Genomic DNA, 20,631 nt, shown 5'->3' on the forward strand with positions numbered 1-20,631 from the left:
GAGTCCGTGCGGCGCTCAACCTCACTCCGCTCGGCTTCGTCCAACGGCTTCGCATCGAACGAGCTCGGCACCTCTCAGCAACCACGGACCTCACCCCCGCCCAGGCCGAGGGGGGCCGTGTCGCCTGGCTGGCCCTCGTGCCCGGCTGTGTCCATGTTGTCTCCTTCGTCGTGATGGGTGTTCTGTGCGGTGTCTTCTGCCCAGCTCTGCACGGTCTCCTCGGGGATGACCGCGTTCGCCGTGAATCCAGCCACGGCGAACACGGCCACGAGGACCAGCCCGTACAGGCCCAGCCGTGCAGGTGCCTTCATCTCAGCTCCTGACGGCGGTGTATCCTGCCTCGTCGACCGCCGCGACCACCGCGGCGTCCTCAACCGGTTGAGTGGCGGTCACAGCCAGGCGACCGGTAGCTGCGCTGACGTCGATGTCGGTGACGCCGGGGATCTCGAAGACCTCGGTGCGGATCGCGGCCTCGCAGTGTCCGCAGCTCATTCCGGTCACCTGGTACTCGGTCGTGTTCGTGCTCATGACCAAAACTCCTTCACTCGTGTATGACTTTCTTTGATCTATACCCCTAGGGGGTATAGATCAATGCGTGGGTGCTGGTGATGACTTCCGCGGGCGTCCGGGGATGGCGATGCTGGCGATGACGGTCGCGGCGATCGCGGCGATCGCGGCGGCCAGGAACGCCTGCTGGAACCCGGTGTCGCCGCCACTGGTCAGGCTGACGGCGGCGATGCTGGAGACGGTCGCGACGCCGACCGAGGCGCCGATCTCGTGGAAGGTGCTCAGCAGCCCGGATGCAATGCCGGCCTCCTCCGGCGCGACGTTTCCGAGCGCGGTTGCGGAGGCGACCACGAAGAGCGCACCGATGCCGAGCGAGCCGAAGCTGATCCCGATGGTCGTGGTCAGGGTGGTCGACCACAGTGCGGGAACGAGCAGCCCGATGGCGCCGACGGTCATGCCGATCGCGCCGAGCCTGCGGGCGCCGAGCCTACCAACGAGCTTTCCTGCCACCTGCGCGCCGACCATCGTCGCCAGGGCGACGGGCAGGAACAGCAGGCCGGTAACGAGCGGGCCGTAGCCGGCGTACTGCTGGAAGTAGAAGGTGCCGAGGAAGAACACCGCAACCATCAGCGCGGTGGCAATCCCGAGCACGAACACGCCAGAGAACACCGGACGCCTGCCGAGCAGGGAGAGGTTCATCAGCGGCGAGCTCGTCGTGTTCTGCCACCAACCGAACAGCAGGTAGAGCGCCACCGCGATCCCCGCGATGATGAGCGCCCGCGGCGCGGTCCACCCAATCTCCCCTGCGACGGTGAGTGCGTAGATCGCCAGACCCGTGGCACCGGTCACAAGAACGGCGCCGAGGACGTCCAGGCGTGCGCGGGCACCGGGCTGCGGCGGCAGCGGCGGGAGGACGCGCAGCAGGCCGATCAAGACGATCGCGCCCACGGGCACGTTGATGAAGAACACCCACGGCCAGCCTGGGCCGGCCGTGATGAGCCCGCCGAGCAGCACGCCGACGGCGGCCCCGCCACCACCCAGCGCCGACCAGATGCCCAGCGCTCGGTTGCGCTCATCGCCCTCGAACAGCCGCACCACCACGGACAGCGCCGCCGGGGAGAGCATGGCCGCTCCGATCCCCTGAGCGATGCGCCCCGCGAGCAGCACGGTTCCGCTGTCGGCGAAACCGGCGGCCAGGGAACCGGCGACGAAGGTAAGCAGGCCGGAATAGACGATGCGTTTGGCGCCGAACAGGTCAGCGCTTCGGCCACCGAGGAGCATCAGCCCGCCGAAGGTGACCGTGTATGCCGCGACGACCCAGGTCAGGGCCTCGCGGGAGAGCGCCAGGTCCGCCTCCATCTGTGGCAGTGCGATCGCGACGACGGTCACGTCGAGGATCAGCATGAACTGGGCCGTGCCCAGCAAGGCGAGCGCCAGCCAGCGTCTGGGGTAGGCCGACGTCGTGCTGTCGGGTTGTGTGCGTGTGGTCATCTCCGACTCCTAAGTCAATCAGTAGGGTACGAGTTGTAACGGCTACACTATCTCATACATTCCAGTACGACTTACGAGGTGGACGATGCCGACGAAGAAGGCTCAGACGACACGAGGCACCCGACGCGCCCCTGCGACAGGTAGCCGTGTCGCCAATCAGCGGGCCGACGCCCAGCGCAACCGGGCGAAGATCTTGGCGGCGACCGTCATCGCGATCCGGAAGAATCCCGACGCTTCGGTTGCCGACATCGCCGCGGAGGCCGGAGTGGGGCGGATGACCCTGTACGGGCACTTCCAGACCCGCGCCGAGCTCATCGAGGCCGCCCTAGTCGACAGCCTCGAACGCGCCGAAGAGGTACTGAGCGAGATCCCCCTCGACGGTGACGCGGGCGAGGCGTTCCAGCGGCTGGTGGCCTCCAGCTGGATGTTCGTCGACCAGTCCCGCGCCCTGCTGGCCACAGCGCAGAAGGAGCTCTCGGCGGCGCGCATCCGCGAGCTGCACGAGAAGGCCGAAGCCCGCATGCGCGGTCTGCTGCTGCGCGGTCAGCGCGAGGGCGCCTTCCGCGTCGACCTACCGGTGACCTGGCTGCTGACCACCACGCACGTCGTGCTGAACGGTGCAGCCGAGGAAGTGCGCATCGGCAGGCTCGATCCCGACGACGCGCCCTGGTTCATCGACGCGATCCTGCTGCCGGCCTTCACTGCAACGGAGACGGGAGAACGATGAGCTCTCCTCGGATCGGAATCATCGGCGCCGGCGCGGCAGGAACCTCTGCCGCGAGAAGTCTGCACACTTTGGGAGCCGATGCCGAGGTCGAGCTCTTCACCCGTACCTGGCGTGCCGGACCGGCCGCAGATCTCAGGCATGGACGAGCAGTACTGAGCTGCCTCGTCTACAGCAGCAGTGGCGTCTCCAGAGCCGTCCACAGGGGGCCTGCGAGGATCCCGAGTGCCAGGCTCGCGGAGGCAGCGGCAGCGGCGGTGGCCGCGGGCCAGATGGCCTCCCCGACCAGGCGCGGAGCTTGAGGAGAGTCCGGCACCGGACGGGCAAAGACGGGGCCGAACCAGCGCAGGTAATAGAAGAGGCTGAGCAGGCTGTTGAGCATCACGACCAGGGCCAGCCAGCCGTGCCCGCCGTCCCAGGCGGCGGTGGCGGTGGTGAGCTTGCCGACGAACACGGCCGTCGGTGGGGTGCCCACCAGTCCGAGCAGCGCGACGAGCAGTGCCAGCGCGAGCCCGGGGCGGGCGCGGGCTAGGCCGCGGTAGGCGGTCAAGTCCCGGTACTCGGGAAGGGCCGCGGTGACGGCGAAGGCGGCAACGTTGGTCAGGGCGTACGCGGCCAGGTAGAAAAGGAGCGAGGGCAGGGCGAGATCACTGCGCCCCGCGGCGGCCACGGGCACGAGCAGGAACCCGACCTGGGAGACCGTCGACCAGCCCAGCAGCCGGCGTGGATCGCGCTGCCAGTAGGCGGCCAGATTGCCCAGGAACATCGATGCCGTGGCCAGTACCGCCACGACGACCAGCCAGGACTCGTTCCCGGCAGAGACCATGGCCATCAGCCGGTACACGGCCACCAGCGCTCCAATCTTGGGCACGGTGGTCAGGAAGGTCGCGGCGGTGACACCGGCACCTTGGGCGGCGTCGGGCACCCAGAAGTGGACGGGCACCCCGCCGGCCTTGAAGAGCAACCCGACGAGCACACACAACACGCCTGCGCCCACGGCTGCGCCCGGCGCCCCAGGCAGTTCCTCCTTGAGCCGGGCGTAGTCGGTGGCGCCGGTCAGGGCGTAGAGCACGGTGACCCCGAGCATGAGCAGGATGCCCGAAAGGGCCCCCATGAGGTAGGTCTTCAAGGCCGCCTCGGCCCCGGTGCGCCCGCCGGTGAGTCCCACGACCCCGTACAAGGGAATGCTGGCGAGGAGGAATCCGACGATGAGCACGAGCAGATCGGTGGTTCCGGCCAGGACCATGACCCCCGTGGTGGCGAAAAGCAGCAGTGCGTAGGTGTCGGACTCGCGGGCTGAACCAGCGATCTCCCCGGAGGCCACGCCCAAGATCAGCAGGGTGGTCAGTGCGGCGATCACCCGGGCGGCGCCGGTGGCGGTGTCCACGGCAAAGGTTCCGGAGAACGCGGTCTGAGCGGGCCCGGCCATGGCCAGGACCGCTGCGGTCGCGGCGCCCAGCAGCGCGAGGGCGGCCACGGCGCGGGCGATCCACTGACGGTCTCGGGGGAGGAATGACCCGCCCAGCAGGACGATGAGGCCACCGATGAAGGTGGTGATCTCTGGTAGTAGCAGTGCCGGTTGCATCTGCATCGAGCCGTCCATCCGCTATCTCCCGACGAGGTCGACGAGGGCGGCGGAGGCCGGCTCGATCACCCCGAGCAGCACCTGGGGCAACACCCCGATGAGCAGCGACAGGGCCAGCAATGGACCGATCGACCACAGCTCCCGGCCGTGTAGGTCTGCAAATCCGGGCGATTGGCCCTGCGTGGGGCCGGTGAAGACTCGCTGCAGCGCTAGCAGGAACAAGGCGGCGGTGACCAAGATGCCCGGCAGAGCGATCGCGGTGACCGGGGCGACTGCGATGCTGCCGGCAAAGATCTGGAACTCAGCGATGAACCCGGACAATCCGGGCAGGCCCAGCGAGGCGAACGCCGCCACCGCGAACAGCGTCGCGTAGCGCGGTGCAGGCTTGGCCAGACCGCCGTAGGAACCCAAGTCGTAGGTGCCGGCGCGGGTGTGCATCACCCCGGCCAGGAGGAAGAGCGCGGCGGTGATCAGCCCATGGCTGACCATCTGCACGACCGCGCCGGTGACTGCCACCGAACGGGCTTGGGCGGAGTTGTCGACGACGAGGCCGACCGCACCCAGGGCGAGGACGATGTAGCCCATGTGGTTCACGGAGGTGTAGGCGATCATCCGTTTGAGGTTGGTCTGGGCCAGTGCCACGAACGCTCCGTACAGGACGGAGACGATGCCGATCACCACGATCGCCCAGGCCCATGCGCGCCAGGCCTCGGGCAGGATCGGCATGGCGATGCGCACGAAGCCGTAGGTCCCCATCTTCAGCAGCACGCCTGCCAGCACGGCCGAGCCGGTGGCCGGTGCGTCGGTGTGGGCTGGGGGCAGCCAGGTGTGGAACGGCACGGTGGGGGTCTTCACGGCCAGACCCACGAGGATCGCCGCGAGCACCAGCCCTCCGGCCAGCGGGTTGTCCTCCAAGGGCGCGGCCGCGACGAGCTCGGGGATGTCGAAGGTGTGCGGATCCGAAGCCACGTACAGCCCGATGAATCCCAGCAGCAGGGCGAGAGATCCCAGGAACGTGTAGAGGAAGAACTTCAGCGCGGATCGGGCGGCGTTCCCGTGGCCCCAGCCGGCGATCACGAAGTACATGCCCACGATGGACAGATCGAAGAACACGAAGAACAAGATGAGGTCGGCGGCCACGAACACCCCGAGACTCACGCCCTGCAGGAACAGGAACAGTGCCGTCTGCGCGCGGGGCCGTTCCCAGTCGCGAAGGGCGTAGACGGCACAGGCGAAGAAGACGACCGCCGTCATGGCCACCAGCGGCAACGACAGCCCGTCCACGCCAACGTGGTAGCTACTGCCGACCCCCGGGATCCACGGCACCTGCTCCTCGAAGGCCAACCCATTCGATCCGGGGTCTTCGTAGCCGGCCCAGAGCACGCCGACGAGTACCAGTTCCACGGCGCTTACCGCGACCCACACCCACCGAGCGGCTGCGGCGCCGAGCGTGGGAACCGCAGCCACGACCGCGGCGACGACCAAGGGAAGGAAGACGATCAGACTCAGCATGCTCAACCCATCACGGAGTAGACGGACCAGACCACGGCGCCTGCGGCGAGGACGGCGACGGTCTGAAGGAAGTACTGGTGGATGGCCCCTGTCTGCGGGGCCCGTGCCAAGTGTCCGAGGCGGCGGACCCGTCCGGCGACGGATGCAACGGCCCGGTCCACCACGACGTCATCGACGCGCGCGGCGACCCGCGCCAGCACAAGGGCTGCCCCAGCCAGAGCATTCACGGCCCTGTCCACCACGAGGTCATCGACGCGCGCGGCGACCCGCGCCAGCACAAGGGCCGTCCCAGCCAGAGCATTCACGGCCCTGTCCAGGACGTGGTCGTCGAACCGCGCCAGAGTGCGTGCCAAGGCCAAGGACGGACGCACGACGACTCCCTGCGCAGCCGCTTCCAGCCCCAACCACCCGAGCGCCCATCTCGGCGCAGGGGCACGCAGCCGCAGCATCAGCAGCACCACGACCACCGCGATCACGGCAGAGACGGCCAGTTCGACAGTTGGGACCTCACCGCGACCGCCCACTGCGTCGGCGAGCAGGCCACCGATCGGAGGCAGAGCGAGCACACCCAGGACGGCCGCACCAAGGGCGAGCATGACCAGCGGCGCCTGCTCCCAGGCGCTCACCTCATTGGCGCCGTCAACCCGGACTCCCGCGTGAGAGTCGCGCCGCCAGATCGCCCACAGTGCCTTGCCGGCATAGGCGGCCGACAATGCCGCGGCCAGTAACCCTGCGGCGTAGAGCCACGGGGATGTCTCGAGCGCAGCGGTGAGCACGGCCTCCTTGGTCGCCCACAAGGACAGCGGCGCGACCCCGGCCAAGGCCAACGCCGCCACGCTCGCGGCCACACCCACGACCGGCCACCGACGGGCGACACCCCGTAGTTTCGTGAACTCCTCGGTGCCCAGTGCCGTCAGCCACGCACCCGCGGCCAGGAACAGCAGAGCTTTGACCCAGGCGTGCGCCACCAAGTGGGCGGCGCCGCCGCTGACTGTGCCCACGCCGGCGGCGAGCACCACGAAGCCCAGCTGGGCGGCCGTGGAGGCGGCCAACAGCTGCTTGAGCTCCCGCTGCGCCAACGCCACGATCCCCATGAGCACCGCCGTGGACACGCCGACCCACGCAGTGAGCGGCCCGGCCCAGGCGGTCGAGGCCAGCAGGGGCTCCACGCGCAACAGCAGGTATCCGCCCATCGCGACCATCGCTGCGGAGTGCAGCAGCGCGCTGACTGGGCTGGGTCCTTTCATCGCTCCGGAGAGCCAGAAGGAAAAGGGCAGCTGCGCTGCCTTGCCCAATGCCGCCACCACGATCCCGGCGGCGGCGACGTGCCGCCACGATCCCTGCGCGGCCGGGAGGTCGGCCAAGGCCATCCCCGTCCCTCCGGCCAAGGCAGCGCCCGCAGCGACGTAGAGGCCCAGGTCGGCCGTGCGGGTCGTGACGAACGCAGTGAGGCCTGCTGAGACGCGGTCAACATCTCGCCACCAAAAGCCGATCAGGGCGTAGGAAGTCGCGCCCATCACCTCCCAGGCGAACAGCAGTGCCGGGATGCTGGCGGCGGTCGCAGTGACCAGGGCGGCCGCCGAGAAGATGAGCATCAGCCCGTGGAAGCGACCCTGGGACTCTCGAATGTTCCCGGCCGAGAAGACGAGGACGAAGAAGGTGACTGTGGTGATCATCGGCACGATCAGCGCGGCGAGAGCGTCGACGTCCAGCGCGAAGTCAGCGCCCACGATGAAGGGGTACGACACGGCCGGGCGAGTCAGCGCAGTGCCGAGCGCCAGGGCAGTCGCGAGCCCTGAGGTCACCAGAGCAATCGGTGCCGCGGCGCGGTGCGGGCGCAGAAGGGCGAGTGCACCGCCAACGGTGGCTGGGAGCACCACCATGGCCACGAGTGCGGTCTGGGCGCCGGTCATCGGGACAGTTCCTGGGCCATGTCGGTCATGTCCGTCTGCTGCCGGCGATGCAGCAGCGTGGCCACGGCGAAGCCCATGGCCATTTCCACCGTCATCGCGGCCAGCACCACCAGCAGCAGGACCTGCCCGGAAGGGTCCGGGGCGAGGAAGAACCAGAATCCTGCGGCAGCCAGGAGCACTCCGTTGATCATCAGCTCAAGCCCCATCATCACCATCACGACGACCTGCTGGGACAGGGCACCATAAAGACCTACCGCGAACAGTGCGGCAGCCACCACGAGCACGGCTTCGAGGGTCATCGGCCCGCATTTCCCCTTTGTGGGCCCTCGGCCGGGCGACGCTGCAGATCATCGCCGAACCGGTCATAGCGGGTGCGGTGGGCAGCCAGGACCACCCCGGCCACGATCGTTGCGACCATGACCGGCCCCAGCACGGCCATGACCAGCATCTTCTCGCCCATGATCTCCAGACCGAGGGCGCGAGTCAGGTCGTCGGGGGCGGCGCCGCGGCGCTGCGGCCAAGGGATGAGCAGGGCACCACCGGCCAGCAGCACGAAGGCCCCGACCGATGCGCCGATCGCCGTCTTCTTTCCGTGGGTCATGTCCATGGGCATCAGCGCCGGATTCATGCCCATGAACATCACCATGTAGATGGCCATCACAGCCATCTCCATCACCATCATCAGGATCGTGATCAGCCCGAGGTAGCCCTGTTGCAGCAGGAGGATCTGTATGCCCACGGCGATGAACGAGAGGGCCAGTGCGTACGTGGCTCGAGCCATGGAGTCCACCACGAACACGGCGACGCCCGAGGCCACAGCCGCTACGGCCAGCGTCCAGAACGCGACTCCGGTCAGCACGGTTCAGCCTCCCCGGATGACGATGAGGGACACGAGGAGGTCCTGGAGCACGGCCGCCGGGAGCAGCACCATCCACCCGATCTCCATGAACCGGTCCGGGCGCACCAGCGGAATCTTTCGGCGCAGCCACACCAGCACGGCCAGCACAACCACGGTCTTGGCGAGCATCCATGCCCAGCCAGGCATCACCGGCCCGGCGCCACCGCCCAGGAACAGCGGCACGGAGAAGGCTGCTCCGGCGGCCAGGAACAGGTAGCGCCCGGCCTGGAAGACCAGGCGGTCCACAGCCGAGAGCTCGGCCAGCACCCCACCGGCGATGTCTGGCGCCAGCGCGGGGGCGAACGGTCCCCACACGGAGAACCCGGTCACGCCCACCAGGTAGATGACAAACGCCACCGGCATCCACACCACGAACCACAGGCCGTCCTGCGCGGCCACCACGTCCCCGACGCCGAGGCTGCCGGCGGCGATCGCCGGAGCCACCAGGGCGAACATCAGCGGCAGTTCGTAGGCAAGTCCGTGGGCGAGAAAGCGGTAGCCCCCCACCAGGCTGTGGGTGGAGTTCGCGCCCCATCCCGTCAGCCACACCAACGCCCAGACCATGACGTCGACGACGTTGAACCACACAATGCCGACATCGGGATCGGCCAGCACCCACCGGCCCATCGGGATCACTGCGACCATCAAGAACGCGCCGACGAACATCCCGGCGCCACCGATCCGCCACAGCAGGGTGTCCGCGGCCACGGTGGTGCGTCGCCGCTGCCGGAGCAGCCGGGCAGTGCGGCTCAGTGGCGCGGCCCACCCGCCGCCAAGGCCGTGCTCGCGGGCCGACAGCACCGCATCCAGCGCCACCGCGAAGTAAGCCAGAGCGCACAGGAGGATGCCGGCCAGCACGGCCCACCCCACAGGAATGGTCACCAGCACACCTTCAGGCATGCCCCACCCCCTGGGTGGCAGCGAACGGTTCCAGACCCAAACTGGCCACGGCCAGTCGCGCGGTGGCCAGCTCCAACCCGACCACCAGCTGCGGCACAGCCTCCCACGGCACTGCGTCGGTCACGGCCGGCGCCAGACCCGCGCCGCCGATCTCGGCCCGAAGCCCCTCCACCATGGACGAAAGACGGTCGTGGGCGTCTCCTCGGCAGCCCTTCGGCAGGTCGTGACGTGCCAGATCGGACTGATCGAGCGGCAGTACACCACGTAGGGACCAGCGCAGGAGCCACGACTTCCGCACCGTGCGGTGCAGCGCCTCGATGGCCTCTCGGGCGGCGGGCTGATCACCACGCAACAGTGCGTCCCGGGCATGGCGAGCACATGTGGTCGCGTGCCCGGCCCCAGCGATCGCCAACAGTGCCATCACGCCGTCGCACCGCAGCGCAGTGGCTGACGCAGGATGCGCCTCAGGCTCGCTCCCGCCGGAAGTCTGGCCCGAAGCATCGACGATGGACGCCTCGGCATCGACCACGACGTCACCCTGCAGCGAGCAGAGCAGCACCAGACCGGCCGGCCAGAACGGAAGGACAGGACCAAGTGGGAGATGCAGGACATCCATCTCCAGACCGTCCCGGTCCTGACCGCCTTGGGCCAGCGCGATCCCAGCCGGGGCCATATCCATGCCTTCGTGGTCTCCGTGGTCCATGCCTTCGTGGTCTCCGTGGTCCATGCCTTCGTGCCCGCCGTGGTCCATGCCCTCGTGCCCGCCGTGGTCCATGCCCTCGTGGCCCATATCCTGATGGTGGCCGTGACCCTCAGGGTCCATCTGGCCGTGGTCGTCCGGAATCTGAGGCTCTCGCGCCCGTGCTTGGGCGTCCATCCGGTGATACGGGGTGTCGAGCAGGAGCGATGCGGCGGCATCGAGGGCGCCGCCCACAGCTGTGGGCGAGGGGACGTCGGCGCGCACCCGTGGGCCGGGCATCTGCTCCCACAGGCGCTCCACGAGTTCGCCTAGCTCGGGGCCTGGCACACCGCACACGACCAGCACGTCAGCCTCTGCCGGCGTCCATGCGGCACGCCAGCCTCGACGCAGCATCTGCTGCTCGAGCTCCGCGCGCGTGAGCCACTGACCAGGTGCCTCGACGATCAGGACACGGGCGGTGCGGATCGCCAGATGGGCGAGCATCCGGGTCAGACCCATCGGAAGACCCCCTCCCGCCATGCCCACGTCACGGCGATGAGCAGTGCTCCCAGGAACAGGAACATCTCCACGACCGCAGAGATCCCTTCCTCGGCCACGATTACTGCCCACGGGTACATGAACAGCATCTCGACGTCGAAGGCGAGAAAGACGATCGAGGCGGGATACCAGCGTGCATGGAACCGAGACAGAGCATGCTCCTGCGGAACCCACCCCGACTGAGCAGGAAGCGCAGTCAGCGGATCGGCCAACACACTCACAGCCCGGTGGAGCGCATAGAGGGACACCACAGCGAATACAGCCACCAGCGCCATGGCCACGATCCCGTACACCGCGATCCGCCCTTCTCGACCTTTAGACAACGAACTCTCGTGAGGCAGCAGATGGATCGACCCTACAAGGCGTCCTCTGCCACGAGGCTGCCCATTGCTTCGCTGGTCTCACTGCCGGACGCAGACGAGTCAGACGTCACCGACGACTGCGTCGCATCCTCCTCAGCTGTTCCTCCGCAGCCTGCAAGCAGCGCGACTGCCGCCGCGGCAGTCGCCGCCACGCGAACCCGCCGATTGGCCGTTGTCATGCCATCTCCCTTCTTTCGTGTCCTCCCACGCTATACCCCTAGGCGGTATCGCCTGTGCAGGGCGAACCGGGAAGCCCCTTAGCGTCAGTCTGTCCAGAGAGAGGGCGCCATGCTGACCAGCAGTGGCAACGCCGGCATCCCAGCGACGATCCGCTCTTGGGCAATGCCGAGCGTGTTTCGGCATATCTCGCCCGGGTACCACGAACTCGTCTGCGCGCCGCACCGACCATCGTGCGCGCCGCACCATCGGATGAAGGAGCAATACATGCACACCGTGGAACAGATGCTCGATACCTACCCCAAGGACTTGGGTGGCATCGACAGGGCCAAGCTGACCGAGTGCATCCAAGCCTGCTTCGAGTGCGCCCAGACCTGCACAGCCTGTGCCGACGCCTGTCTGAGCGAGGACAAGGTGGCTGATCTCACCCAGTGCATCCGCGCCAACCTCGACTGCGCGGACATCTGCACCACGACCGGATCGGCGCTCTCGCGCCACACCGGTTACGACGCCAACGTGACGCGGGCCCTCCTCGAGGCCTGTGCAACAGCATGCACGTCGTGCGGCGACAGCTGCGAGCAGCATGCCTCGATGCATGAGCACTGCCGCATCTGCGCCGAGGCGTGCCGGCGTTGTGAGCGGGCCTGCCGCGAGCTGATCAGTTCGCTCACCTAACCGTCTACCCGAGTGCAGCTCGCGCGACCATCGCTCGTCCGTTCAGCCGGACGTGCGATGGCTGTCGCGCTCAGAGTTCGCGCTGCATGGCCTTGATCTCGGCCTTCTGGGCCTTGACGATGGCCTTGGCCATCCTCTCGACTGCATCGTCCTCAGTCGTGGTGAGAACTTGCTCTGCCATGGTCACAGCGCCCTGATGGTGCTTGATCATGAGGGTGAGCCACTGCTTGTCGAACTCGGCGCCAGTGGCCGACTCGAGTTTGGACATCTCATCCTGCGTCATCATCCCGGACCCGTGGTCCATGCCGGAAGAGCTGGCGGTGGGGGCGTCCCAGTCCTCGAGCCAACCTTCCATCGTCTGGATCTCGGTACCTTGGGCACCCTTGATGTCCTTGGCGAAGTCACGGACCTGCCCTGATGCCTTGGCGGACGGATCGAGAGCGAGGTCGGCCATCGTGATCGCTTGCTCGTGGTGGGGGATCATCATCTGGGCGAACATGATGTCGCCTTGCCGACCGTCCGCCGTCGTAGAGGTATCGCTGGCGCTCATCGGTGTCTTGTCATGGTCCATCCCGGACATGGATCCGTCTGAGCCGCTGGAGCAGGCAGCCAAGGCGCCTGCGGTGAGGGTTGTCGCGACCACGAGGGCAGCGCGCCGTCCAGGGGGGGTCATTGGGGACTCCTTCGCAAAATTGTCGAGGACAGGGTCACCCTCACGTCGCGAGATGATGATTCGATCCCGCTTTCGTTGAGGTTGGATGAAGGCCACCCGGTGCCGGTGGAGAATCGGCGAATCGCAGCGCCTGACCTGCAACAGGGATGACGGCGACGAGTCACTGCCCCAACGTCTGGGTGGTCGCTCCTGCGTCCGTGGTGCTGATCACGCGCCCTTCGACAGACGCGATGATCTCCAGCTGCCCGTCACTGGTGCGGCCCGCCCACAGCGCTTCGGCCGGGCCGATGCTCTTGGGGTGGAGGGTCCAGGTCTGGCCGGCGTCGCTGCTGGTTGCCAGTCTTCCTTCGGCTGACGAGATCACGATGGTCTCTTCGTCGGCCCAGGCGGCGAGGACGGCGGTCTCCGGTGGGGCGAGGGAGGTCCAGGTGACGCCGTCGTCCTGGCTCATCAGCAGGCCAGCGCTGGTGGTGGCCAGCAACGTCCCGGACGTGGGAGAAGCGGCCAGTACCCGTGGTGGCGAGGGGATGTCCCGCGTGTCCCAGGTCTTTTTGTCGCTGGTGTGTCGAAGCGTTCCGTCGAACCCGATGACCCCGTTCGGGCCGGCGGTCAAAGCGTGGAAGTCCGAGCGTCCACCGAGTGAGGCGACCTGCCACGTGCGGCCCGTGTCCTGCGAGGTGATGAGACCCACCGGCTGGGGGAGGTCGGTGCCGGGCGCTGGGTGACCGGAGGCGTAGAGAGTGCCGTCGTCGCCGATGGTGAAGCCCATCAGGTCGATGGCAGGACCCTTGCGGACGAGCTCGCCGTCGACTCGATGGAACAAGCCGTGGTGAGTGGCCACCAGCAGGTCGTCGGTGCGTGGGTGACGAGCGATCCCATGAACATGAATCAGGGGCGTGGGCTGCCCGGCCGCGCCGTCCTGTGCTGTGCCCGTCGATGACTCGACGCCGGCGGACTCGTTCCCGGTGTCGGATGTTGAAGAGCAGCCGGCCAGCAGCGCCAGGACAGCGACGGCAGCGACACCAAGGACGCCGCGACGTCGACGGGGCCTCATGCGGTGTACTCCAGGGCGATCATCATGCCAGCCTCTCCGTGGTAGATGTTGTGGCAGTGGATCAGCCAGTCGCCCTCGTTGTCGGCGTCGAGGTCGATGGCGAAAGACTGCATGGGGGCCATGAGGACGGTGTCCTTCCTGAGCCCGGAGGGCAGGGCAAAGGTGTGGCCGTGCACGTGCAACGGGTGGGTCATCATCGTCATGTTGGTGGCGTTGATCCGCAGTCGTTGCCCGGCCCGGACGGTCAGGGGCTCGTTCTTGCCGAACGGAGCTCCGTTCATCCCCCATGCGTAGGGCTGCATCGATCCGGTGAGAGTGAGCCGCGCGGTTGCATCGGGTCTCCTGCTGGGCAGTTTGGCTGCCTGGACCGGTCTCAGGTCAGAGCCGACGAGGACTTCTCGAGTGAGTTCTCGTGGGTTGGCGTCCGCTGCGGGGGCGGCGCCGCTTCCGGTGCGGACCAGGGCCATGGCCTGACCGCCGCTGGTCTTGCCGACCGGCTTGGCCACCAAGGGGAAGACCCCGTCCTCGAGGGTGACGATCGCGTCGTAACGTTCGCCCATCCCGATGTAGAACGCATCCGTCTCGGTCGGCTCGACCGGGAACCCATCGCTGTGCGTGATCGTCATCCGATGCCCCCCGAGAGCAACGGTGAAGATGGTGTCGGAGGCGGCATTGATGATTCGCAGACGAACCTTCTGCCCCGGCTTGGCCGTGAGCGTCTCGGGGTCTGCTGGCGGCCGTCCGTTGATGAGGAAGTAGGGGTAGGTCACGTCGCCGGCGTCACCCCAGGGCGCGGCCTCGTCCATGGCGCCTTGGTTCATGCCATCCATCTCGCCGTGGTCCATGCCACCCATGCCTCCGGATCCGGAGTCGTTGGCCAAGAGCTTCTCCAGGACCTCGTCGGGCGTGGTGCCCGTTCCGTCGATCCAGTCATCGAGGACGAGGACCCACTCGGTGTCGTAGTCGCCTGGCTCGTTCGGGTCGTCGATGATCAACGGGGCGTACAGTCCCCGGTCGAGCTGGACGCCGACGTGGGGGTGGAAGAAGTACGTGCCCGGGTCGGGCGCTGTGAATTCGTAGACGTAGGAGGTTTCTGGCTTCACCGGGTCCTGGGTCATGCCGGGGACGCCGTCGGCCGGGTTGCGCAAGCGAAGACCGTGCCAGTGGATGGTGGTTTCGTCCGGAAGTCGGTTGTCGAGAGTGACCCGCAGGAAGTCGCCGGCGGTGGCCCGCAGAAGTGGGCCAGGCACGGCGTCGCCGTATCCCCAGGTCGAGACGGTGCGGCCCGCTAGATCGAGGGTGATCGGCTTGGCGGTCAACGTCTTGGTCACCACCGTCTGGCCCGGGTCAGGTGAGACCGGCGTCGGAGCGCCGAAGGTGCCCTTCGGCGCGCTGGCACCCGATCCTTGGGTGGCGGCATAGGCTCCGAAGCCCGCTGCGCCAGCGGTACCGAGACCGCCGATCAGCAGGCCACGGCGAGTGATGGTGTTCATAGTTCCCTTCCAAGCGTCGATGTACCGACGCGCGTCAGCGGCCGTGAATGATCAGGTGACGTCGCTTTTCGTACTCATCGACGCTGATGTCACCGCGGGCCAGTCCTTCGTCGAGAAGCGTCAGCGCGTCGGCCCGGGTAGGGCCTGTGGCGGTGCTGCTCTGGCCGGGGAACAGTGCGCGCACGGCGAGCACGACGATCACCCAGAAGGCGAGGACGCCTGCGGCCATACCCAGCCACATCATGTCGCAGCCGTGGTTCCACATCATCGGAGACTCCTTCTTGAAGCCGACCTCCCGGCATGCAGACAGGCTCCGGCGGGAAGGTCATGGGTTGGTGGTCGCCGCGTTGAGGTTTGACGAAGATCCTCGTCGATTCGCCGCTGATGTCGGCCGTGGTGCGACCCTCGGGTGAGACTGTCTGTCGTGAGCACACGAACCCCTGTCGAGCCGTTGGCGAAGGTGCTCATCATCGAGGACGAGAAGACGCTGGCAGAGATGATCGCCGCCTATCTCGCCCGCAGCGGGTACCAGACCACAGTCGAGCACAACGGCGTCGCCGGAGTCGAAGCAGCACGAGAGCAGTCCCCAGACGTGGTGATCCTCGACCTGGGACTGCCCGGACTGGACGGCATCGAGGTCTGCCGCCAGATCCGCACCTTCAGCGACTGCTACGTCATCGTCGTGACCGCCCGATCGGACGAGGTGGACACCCTGATCGGCTTGTCCGTGGGCGCCGATGACTACGTCACCAAACCCTTCAGCGTGCGCGAGCTGATGGCACGCGTGCAGACGGTCCTGCGTCGCCCACGGGGCGGGAACGCCGGCAACTCCAGCGCTGCGGCGACCCCATGGGTATTCGGCGATCTTCAGGTCGACCCGCTCGGGCAGCAGGTCCACCTGAAGGGAGAACCAGTTCCGCTGACACCGACCGAACGGGATCTGCTGATGACCTTGGCCCAACGGCCCTCGATGGCCTTCTCCCGCACGCAGCTCATCGAGGAGGTCTGGGGTGGCGGCTGGGTCGGGGACGAGCACCTGGTCGACGTCCACATCGCTCACCTGCGACGCAAGCTCGGAGACAACCCCGATCTCGCTCGCTACATCACCACGGTGCGCGGCATCGGTTACCGGATGGGGCCCGGATGAACAAGCGCGTCAACACACTCTCCAAGGGTCTGGCGCCTCGACTACTGGCGGGACAGATCCTGGTACTCCTTGCGGGAGCACTGACAGCCGGGCTCGTCGCCGCCGTCATCGGCCCCCCGATCTTCCACGACCACCTCCTCCAAGCGGGGCACCAGGAGAACGCACCCGAGCTGGTCCACATCGAGATGGCCTACCGGGACGCTTCGCTCATCGCCTCGGGTGTGAGCCTGCTCATCTCTCTGACTGGGGCGACTGCGGTGGCCTGGTTCCTCGCCCGACGGCTGCGTCAACCGCTGGCGCAGATGACCGATGCCGCGCGCGAACTGAGCCGTGGCCATTACTCCACCCGCGTGCCTCATGTCGGTGCGGGGACTGAGCTCGAGACCCTCGCCGGAGCATTCAACGTGATGGCGGCCCGCTTGGAAGGAGTCGAGGACACCAGACGACGGATGCTGTCCGACCTCGCCCACGAACTGCGCACGCCGATCGCGACCTTGAGCGCCTACCACGAGGGACTGCACGACGGCGTGGTGACCCTCGGTGATGACTCTCGTCTCGCGTTGACCGCCCAGACGGAACGGCTGGCGCGACTGGCCGAGGACATCAACGAGGTCTCCACAGCCGAAGAAGGACACCTCGCCCTCGATCTCCGCAGCCACAACGTCGGTGACCTACTGTGGGCCGCCTACGGAGGCATGCGTGACAGCTACTCCGACAAGGGGCTCAATTTGGTACTGGACCTGGACGAGAAAACAGGACTGGAGACCCTTGTCGATCCGGTCCGATTCGCCCAAGTCATGACCAACCTCCTCACCAACGCCCTCAGGCACACACCGGCGGAAGGAACAGTCACCCTTGCGGCGAGACGCGACAGCGGAGAAGCCATCATCACCGTCACCGACACCGGCGACGGCATGACCCCCGACCAGGTGCAGCACGCATTCGAACGCTTCTACCGCGGCGACTCGGCCCGCACAAACGACCAACGAGGATCTGGCATCGGCCTGACCATCAGCAAAGCCATCATCGACGCGCATCACGGAGGACTCACCGCATCCAGCCCCGGCCCCGGAAAGGGCTCATGCTTCACCATCTCCCTACCGCTCGTGCGCTGACCGTGAAGATCGCCGGAAACCGCGCGGCACCACCAGTTCGACGATGCCTCGGAATCATCGGCAGCTGGGCGCCAGGAGTGACGTCCTGCAGAGTGGATGCTCCTATTGCTGTCAAGCGTCCTGTGGTGGGCTGATCTTGTCCAGAGCGAGGGTGGCTAGGCGTTCGAGTTCGGGGTCGGCGCGGGTGCCGATCTCGAGTCGTCGTAGGCGCTGGTAGGGGACGCCAAGGCTTTGAGCCAGGACGCTGATCGGGGTGCCGATCGCCTGTCGCCGGGCTCGGAGCTCGTGTCCGGCCGGGTGGTCCTTGGCAGGGTTGAGCAGGGCGGCGTAGACCTCGTTCGCGACATGTCGTTTCAGGCACCGCATGATGTCGCGGTCCGTGAGTTGCTCTGCGCGACGCCGTTCGAAGTAGACCGTCGTGCGCGGCTCGCGGTGCCGCATGCGCAGCAGCACGATGCGGTGCAGGGCGGCGTTCGCGTGCCGGTTCCCGCCGCGAGAGAGCCGGTGCCGTGTGCGTTGCCCGGACGAGGCGGGGATCGGGGCGACGCCGGCGAGAGCGGCGAAGCTCGCCCGGGTGCCGAGCCGCTCGGGGTTGTCGCCGGCGGCGACCAGGAGCGTCGCGGCGGTGACCGGGCCGACTCCGCTCAGTGACAGCAGCGTGGGGTTGACTTGCCGGGCGAGGAAGTCCAGCTGCTGTTCAATGAGGTCGATCTCAGCTTGCATCGTGAGGTAGCGAAGCGCGAACCGCCGCAGTGTCTGCCGGGCGACCACGTCCGGGTCAGGAGACGGGATCGTCCCGGGCCTGGTCTTTGCGAGCGTGTTCACCAGTCGCTGCCCGCTGAGGTGTCGGAATGCTTGTCGCACCAGCTCGGGCGCGGTGATCAGCAGTGCATGGATCTGGTTCATTACCTGTGCTCGCGCCTTCGCTGCGGAGCGTCGCTCTGCCAGCAGGATCCGCATCGACTCGACTGCTCCGTCACCAGACTTCGGGATCGCGGTGTCGGTGCCGGCTAGGACCGCGACGGCTGCCTGGTGCGCGTCGAGCGGGTCGGACTTGCCTCGACGCCGTCGTGTTTGCCGGTCCTGGCGTGCGACTTCAATGACGGTCAGACCGGCGGCGTTCAGCGCTCGGACGAGACCGGCCCCGTAGGAACCAGTCCCCTCAACACCAACCCGTGCGACATCGCCGTGCTCGTGGAGGAACGCGATGACCTGCGCGTAGCCGCGGCCGTCTGCGCGGAACTCTCGGTCGGCGACAGGTCTGCCGACGAGATCGAGGATTGCGACGTGATGCGTGTTCTTGTGCGTGTCGACGCCTGCGACCAGCCCGGACGGTGGCGGTAGCGGGTTGGTGAGCGGCGCGTCGGGTGTCATGCTCGTCATTGACGGGAATCCCTTCCAACGGTGGGTGAACGTCACCGCGGGTCGGGTGAGTGCAGACAGCACAAAGGTGAGACGACTTCCCGGTCAGGCTCCTATCAAGTCATGTACCCGCCCGGCCCGCAGCGACCCCGGCGTCGACGGACAGATCCACAAAAAGACAGCCGCGAACGGCGTCCGTGTAATTTCGGGTCACGCCGGCGCCGGAGCCGAATCCATCATCTCTGTGTACGGCTCCCGGTGAGCGTGTCGCTGTAGAAGCAGTGACGGCCACCGCGTGATCCTTCGAGTGATCTCCTACAACCGACTCGAAGAAGGACACGACGATGACCGTCAACACCAGTATCGACCCTGCTCGAGGAACAGCTCGCCCAGGCGAGCCCCGATCTGCTGCGCGAGCTCCTCGCCACGTTCATCAACACGCTGCTGTCGGCTGAGGCCGACGCGGTCTGTGGTGCCGAGTACGGCACGAGTACCCCGGACCGGGTCAACCGTCGTAACGGCTACCGGTACCGCGACTTCGACACCCGCGCCGGCACCCTGGACGTCGCGATCCCCAAGCTCCGTCAGGGGTCCTACTTCCCCGAGTGGCTCCTCGAACGCAGGAAGCGCGCCGAGCGGGCGCTGACCAGTGTGGTGGCGACCTGCTACCTGCTCGGAGTCAGCACGCGTCGGATGGACAAGCTGGTGGCCTCGCTGGGCATCACCAGCCTGTCGAAGTCCCAGGTCTCTGAGATGGCTAAGGAGCTCGACGCCCACGTCGAGCAGTTCCGCACCCGCTCCCTGGCCGAGGCCGGGCCGTTCACGTTCGTGGCCGCCGATGCACTGGTCCTCAAGGTCCGCGAGGGTGGCCGCGTCGTGCCGGTACACGCGCTCATCGCGACCGGCGTCAACGCCGACGGACACCGCGAGATCCTCGGCATCCAGGTCACCACCAGCGAGGACGGCGCCGGGTGGCTGGCGTTCTTCCGCGACCTCACCGCCCGCGGCCTGTCCGGTGTCCGGCTCGTCACCAGCGACGCTCACCGCGGACTGACCGCGGCGATCGCCGCCACTATGGCCGGTGCCGCGTGGCAGCGGTGCCGCACCCACTACGCCGCGAACCTGATGTCCGCGACCCCGAAATCCAGCTGGGGCTGGGTCAAGGCGCTGCTGCACTCGATCTACGACCAGCCCGACGCTGATGCGGTCCACGCCCAGTTCGACCGCGTCGTCGACGCGCTGGCCGAAAAGCTCCCCGCCGTGGCCGACCACCTCGACGGCGCCCGCGCCGACATCCTCGCCTTCACCGCGTTCCCCAAGGAGATCTGGCGTCAGATCTGGTCGAACAACCCCAACGAACGCCTCAACCGCGAGATCCGCCGACGCACCGACGTCGTCGGGATCTTCCCCGACCGCGCATCCGTCATCCGGCTCGTCGGGGCCGTCCTGGCCGAGCAGCACGACGAATGGGCCGAAGGGCGCCGCTACCTCGGACTCGACGTCCTCGCCCGATCACAGGCCGCCAACACCGCCACCGACGAGGAGGTGAACGCACCAGCCCTTCAGACCACCACGGCCTGACCCGCCAACGACGAAGGATCACCCTGTCGTACACCACGTCACCGGACTTGACCCATGTCAGATGGCTGGCGACTAACCGCATCGACTGGGTGCCCTTGCCGTCAGTGGCCCCTGCAAGCTCTGGGCTAGCTGTACTGACCCGCCAGGTTGGGTACGCGGTGTGCGGGTGAGGCGCCTTTGAGTGCGGTGTGGCCGCGGTCGTGATTGTAGGTGTGGAGGAAGTCG

21 protein-coding genes and 1 pseudogene are annotated in these 20,631 nt (G+C 67.4%); 6 read left to right on the top strand and 16 right to left on the bottom strand.

Features of this window, described 5'->3' with window-relative positions:
- A pseudogene (locus B9B60_RS17035) lies at nt 1–104 on the top strand (AraC family transcriptional regulator); the annotation flags it as partial.
- Here B9B60_RS17035 and B9B60_RS17620 read toward each other — a convergent pair.
- The 3 genes from B9B60_RS17620 to B9B60_RS16310 are packed head-to-tail and all read right to left on the bottom strand — an operon-like array spanning nt 75 to nt 1,998.
- On the bottom strand, nt 75–311 hold the full coding sequence (locus tag B9B60_RS17620; protein WP_234993911.1) for a hypothetical protein: 237 nt from the start codon (nt 309–311) through the stop codon (nt 75–77). The pseudogene B9B60_RS17035 and the gene B9B60_RS17620 sit on opposite strands and share 30 nt — an antisense overlap.
- Before the next feature lies 1 nt (nt 312).
- On the bottom strand, nt 313–528 hold the full coding sequence (locus B9B60_RS16305; RefSeq protein WP_084453100.1) for a heavy-metal-associated domain-containing protein: 216 nt from the start codon (nt 526–528) through the stop codon (nt 313–315).
- Between the two features lie 60 nt (nt 529–588).
- Entirely contained in the window at nt 589–1,998 is a 1,410-nt protein-coding gene (locus B9B60_RS16310; protein ID WP_084453102.1) for an MFS transporter, read from the bottom strand.
- An 85-nt stretch (nt 1,999–2,083) separates the two neighbouring features.
- On the opposite strand from B9B60_RS16310, the gene B9B60_RS16315 reads away from it, so the two are divergent.
- Entirely contained in the window at nt 2,084–2,725 is a 642-nt protein-coding gene (locus B9B60_RS16315; RefSeq protein WP_084453103.1) for a TetR/AcrR family transcriptional regulator, read from the top strand.
- 166 nt (nt 2,726–2,891) lie between these two features.
- Here B9B60_RS16315 and B9B60_RS16320 read toward each other — a convergent pair whose 3' ends face one another.
- The 8 genes from B9B60_RS16320 to B9B60_RS16355 are packed head-to-tail and all read right to left on the bottom strand — an operon-like array spanning nt 2,892 to nt 11,060.
- A complete protein-coding gene (locus B9B60_RS16320) occupies nt 2,892–4,325 on the bottom strand; it encodes an NADH-quinone oxidoreductase subunit N (RefSeq protein WP_185221139.1) in 1,434 nt (477 codons plus the stop codon).
- Nucleotides 4,326–4,328: 3 nt separating this feature from the next.
- Nucleotides 4,329–5,819: a complex I subunit 4 family protein gene (locus B9B60_RS16325; RefSeq protein WP_084453104.1), complete on the bottom strand. Its 1,491-nt coding sequence runs from the start codon at nt 5,817–5,819 to the stop codon at nt 4,329–4,331.
- A gap of 2 nt (nt 5,820–5,821) precedes the next feature.
- On the bottom strand, nt 5,822–7,732 hold the full coding sequence (locus B9B60_RS16330; protein WP_084453105.1) for a proton-conducting transporter transmembrane domain-containing protein: 1,911 nt from the start codon (nt 7,730–7,732) through the stop codon (nt 5,822–5,824).
- On the bottom strand, nt 7,729–8,031 hold the full coding sequence (locus B9B60_RS16335; RefSeq protein ID WP_084453106.1) for an NADH-quinone oxidoreductase subunit NuoK: 303 nt from the start codon (nt 8,029–8,031) through the stop codon (nt 7,729–7,731). The genes B9B60_RS16330 and B9B60_RS16335 overlap by 4 nt, the downstream gene beginning before the upstream one ends.
- The gene (locus tag B9B60_RS16340; protein ID WP_084453108.1) at nt 8,028–8,591 is read right to left on the bottom strand and encodes an NADH-quinone oxidoreductase subunit J; all 564 of its coding nucleotides are present in this window, start codon (nt 8,589–8,591) and stop codon (nt 8,028–8,030) included. The genes B9B60_RS16335 and B9B60_RS16340 overlap by 4 nt, the downstream gene beginning before the upstream one ends.
- A gap of 3 nt (nt 8,592–8,594) precedes the next feature.
- Nucleotides 8,595–9,512, bottom strand: coding sequence for a complex I subunit 1 family protein (locus tag B9B60_RS16345; protein ID WP_223277687.1), 918 nt, complete (start codon nt 9,510–9,512; stop codon nt 8,595–8,597).
- A gap of 10 nt (nt 9,513–9,522) precedes the next feature.
- Nucleotides 9,523–10,728: a hypothetical protein gene (locus tag B9B60_RS17625; RefSeq protein ID WP_159451242.1), complete on the bottom strand. Its 1,206-nt coding sequence runs from the start codon at nt 10,726–10,728 to the stop codon at nt 9,523–9,525.
- Nucleotides 10,719–11,060: an NADH-quinone oxidoreductase subunit A gene (locus B9B60_RS16355; protein WP_200811261.1), complete on the bottom strand. Its 342-nt coding sequence runs from the start codon at nt 11,058–11,060 to the stop codon at nt 10,719–10,721. Before B9B60_RS16355 ends, B9B60_RS17625 begins: the two co-directional genes overlap by 10 nt.
- 513 nt (nt 11,061–11,573) lie before the next feature.
- Here B9B60_RS16355 and B9B60_RS16360 point away from each other — a divergent pair.
- On the top strand, nt 11,574–11,981 hold the full coding sequence (locus B9B60_RS16360) for a four-helix bundle copper-binding protein (RefSeq protein ID WP_084453131.1): 408 nt from the start codon (nt 11,574–11,576) through the stop codon (nt 11,979–11,981).
- Nucleotides 11,982–12,051: 70 nt separating this feature from the next.
- Here B9B60_RS16360 and B9B60_RS16365 read toward each other — a convergent pair whose 3' ends face one another.
- The 4 genes from B9B60_RS16365 to B9B60_RS16380 all read right to left on the bottom strand — a co-directional run bounded on the left by B9B60_RS16365 (nt 12,052) and on the right by B9B60_RS16380 (nt 15,469).
- Nucleotides 12,052–12,531: a DUF305 domain-containing protein gene (locus B9B60_RS16365; RefSeq protein WP_223277689.1), complete on the bottom strand. Its 480-nt coding sequence runs from the start codon at nt 12,529–12,531 to the stop codon at nt 12,052–12,054.
- A gap of 283 nt (nt 12,532–12,814) precedes the next feature.
- Nucleotides 12,815–13,708 (bottom strand): F510_1955 family glycosylhydrolase, encoded by an 894-nt coding sequence (locus B9B60_RS16370; protein WP_084453113.1) that lies wholly within the window; start codon nt 13,706–13,708, stop codon nt 12,815–12,817.
- Nucleotides 13,705–15,201: a multicopper oxidase family protein gene (locus B9B60_RS16375; RefSeq protein ID WP_084453115.1), complete on the bottom strand. Its 1,497-nt coding sequence runs from the start codon at nt 15,199–15,201 to the stop codon at nt 13,705–13,707. Before B9B60_RS16375 ends, B9B60_RS16370 begins: the two co-directional genes overlap by 4 nt.
- Nucleotides 15,202–15,235: 34 nt before the next feature.
- Nucleotides 15,236–15,469 (bottom strand): SHOCT domain-containing protein, encoded by a 234-nt coding sequence (locus tag B9B60_RS16380; protein WP_084453117.1) that lies wholly within the window; start codon nt 15,467–15,469, stop codon nt 15,236–15,238.
- Between the two features lie 156 nt (nt 15,470–15,625).
- Between B9B60_RS16380 and B9B60_RS16385 the strand changes: the two genes are divergently transcribed.
- Nucleotides 15,626–16,348 carry a response regulator transcription factor gene (locus B9B60_RS16385; RefSeq protein WP_255494255.1) on the top strand — a complete coding sequence of 241 codons (723 nt, stop codon included), beginning with the start codon at nt 15,626–15,628 and terminating at the stop codon, nt 16,346–16,348.
- Nucleotides 16,345–17,463: a sensor histidine kinase gene (locus B9B60_RS16390; protein ID WP_084453121.1), complete on the top strand. Its 1,119-nt coding sequence runs from the start codon at nt 16,345–16,347 to the stop codon at nt 17,461–17,463. Before B9B60_RS16385 ends, B9B60_RS16390 begins: the two co-directional genes overlap by 4 nt.
- Nucleotides 17,464–17,574: 111 nt before the next feature.
- Here the strand turns inward: B9B60_RS16390 and B9B60_RS16395 are convergent, their stop codons facing one another.
- Nucleotides 17,575–18,846: an IS110 family RNA-guided transposase gene (locus B9B60_RS16395; protein WP_200811262.1), complete on the bottom strand. Its 1,272-nt coding sequence runs from the start codon at nt 18,844–18,846 to the stop codon at nt 17,575–17,577.
- Nucleotides 18,847–19,194: 348 nt separating this feature from the next.
- Here B9B60_RS16395 and B9B60_RS16400 point away from each other — a divergent pair, with 348 nt between their 5' ends.
- On the top strand, nt 19,195–20,406 hold the full coding sequence (locus B9B60_RS16400) for an IS256 family transposase (protein ID WP_084453123.1): 1,212 nt from the start codon (nt 19,195–19,197) through the stop codon (nt 20,404–20,406).
- Nucleotides 20,407–20,631 lie beyond the last annotated feature (225 nt).

Origin of the sequence: Janibacter indicus, from assembly GCF_900176385.1 — a bacterium.
GTDB lineage: Bacteria > Actinomycetota > Actinomycetes > Actinomycetales > Dermatophilaceae > Janibacter > Janibacter indicus.

Excerpts from the sequence above, each read along its gene's own strand:
- B9B60_RS17620 (WP_234993911.1), bottom strand. The coding sequence starts at position 311 with ATGAAGGCACCTGCACGGCTGGGCCTGTACGGGCTGGTCCTCGTGGCC.
- B9B60_RS16305 (WP_084453100.1), bottom strand. The coding sequence starts at position 528 with ATGAGCACGAACACGACCGAGTACCAGGTGACCGGAATGAGCTGCGGA.
- B9B60_RS16310 (WP_084453102.1), bottom strand. The coding sequence starts at position 1,998 with ATGACCACACGCACACAACCCGACAGCACGACGTCGGCCTACCCCAGA.
- B9B60_RS16315 (WP_084453103.1), top strand. The coding sequence starts at position 2,084 with ATGCCGACGAAGAAGGCTCAGACGACACGAGGCACCCGACGCGCCCCT.
- B9B60_RS16320 (WP_185221139.1), bottom strand. The coding sequence starts at position 4,325 with ATGGACGGCTCGATGCAGATGCAACCGGCACTGCTACTACCAGAGATC.
- B9B60_RS16325 (WP_084453104.1), bottom strand. The coding sequence starts at position 5,819 with ATGCTGAGTCTGATCGTCTTCCTTCCCTTGGTCGTCGCCGCGGTCGTG.
- B9B60_RS16330 (WP_084453105.1), bottom strand. The coding sequence starts at position 7,732 with ATGACCGGCGCCCAGACCGCACTCGTGGCCATGGTGGTGCTCCCAGCC.
- B9B60_RS16335 (WP_084453106.1), bottom strand. The coding sequence starts at position 8,031 with ATGACCCTCGAAGCCGTGCTCGTGGTGGCTGCCGCACTGTTCGCGGTA.
- B9B60_RS17625 (WP_159451242.1), bottom strand. The coding sequence starts at position 10,728 with ATGGGTCTGACCCGGATGCTCGCCCATCTGGCGATCCGCACCGCCCGT.
- B9B60_RS16360 (WP_084453131.1), top strand. The coding sequence starts at position 11,574 with ATGCACACCGTGGAACAGATGCTCGATACCTACCCCAAGGACTTGGGT.
- B9B60_RS16365 (WP_223277689.1), bottom strand. The coding sequence starts at position 12,531 with ATGAGCGCCAGCGATACCTCTACGACGGCGGACGGTCGGCAAGGCGAC.
- B9B60_RS16370 (WP_084453113.1), bottom strand. The coding sequence starts at position 13,708 with ATGAGGCCCCGTCGACGTCGCGGCGTCCTTGGTGTCGCTGCCGTCGCT.
- B9B60_RS16375 (WP_084453115.1), bottom strand. The coding sequence starts at position 15,201 with ATGAACACCATCACTCGCCGTGGCCTGCTGATCGGCGGTCTCGGTACC.
- B9B60_RS16380 (WP_084453117.1), bottom strand. The coding sequence starts at position 15,469 with ATGATGTGGAACCACGGCTGCGACATGATGTGGCTGGGTATGGCCGCA.
- B9B60_RS16390 (WP_084453121.1), top strand. The coding sequence starts at position 16,345 with ATGAACAAGCGCGTCAACACACTCTCCAAGGGTCTGGCGCCTCGACTA.
- B9B60_RS16395 (WP_200811262.1), bottom strand. The coding sequence starts at position 18,846 with ATGACGAGCATGACACCCGACGCGCCGCTCACCAACCCGCTACCGCCA.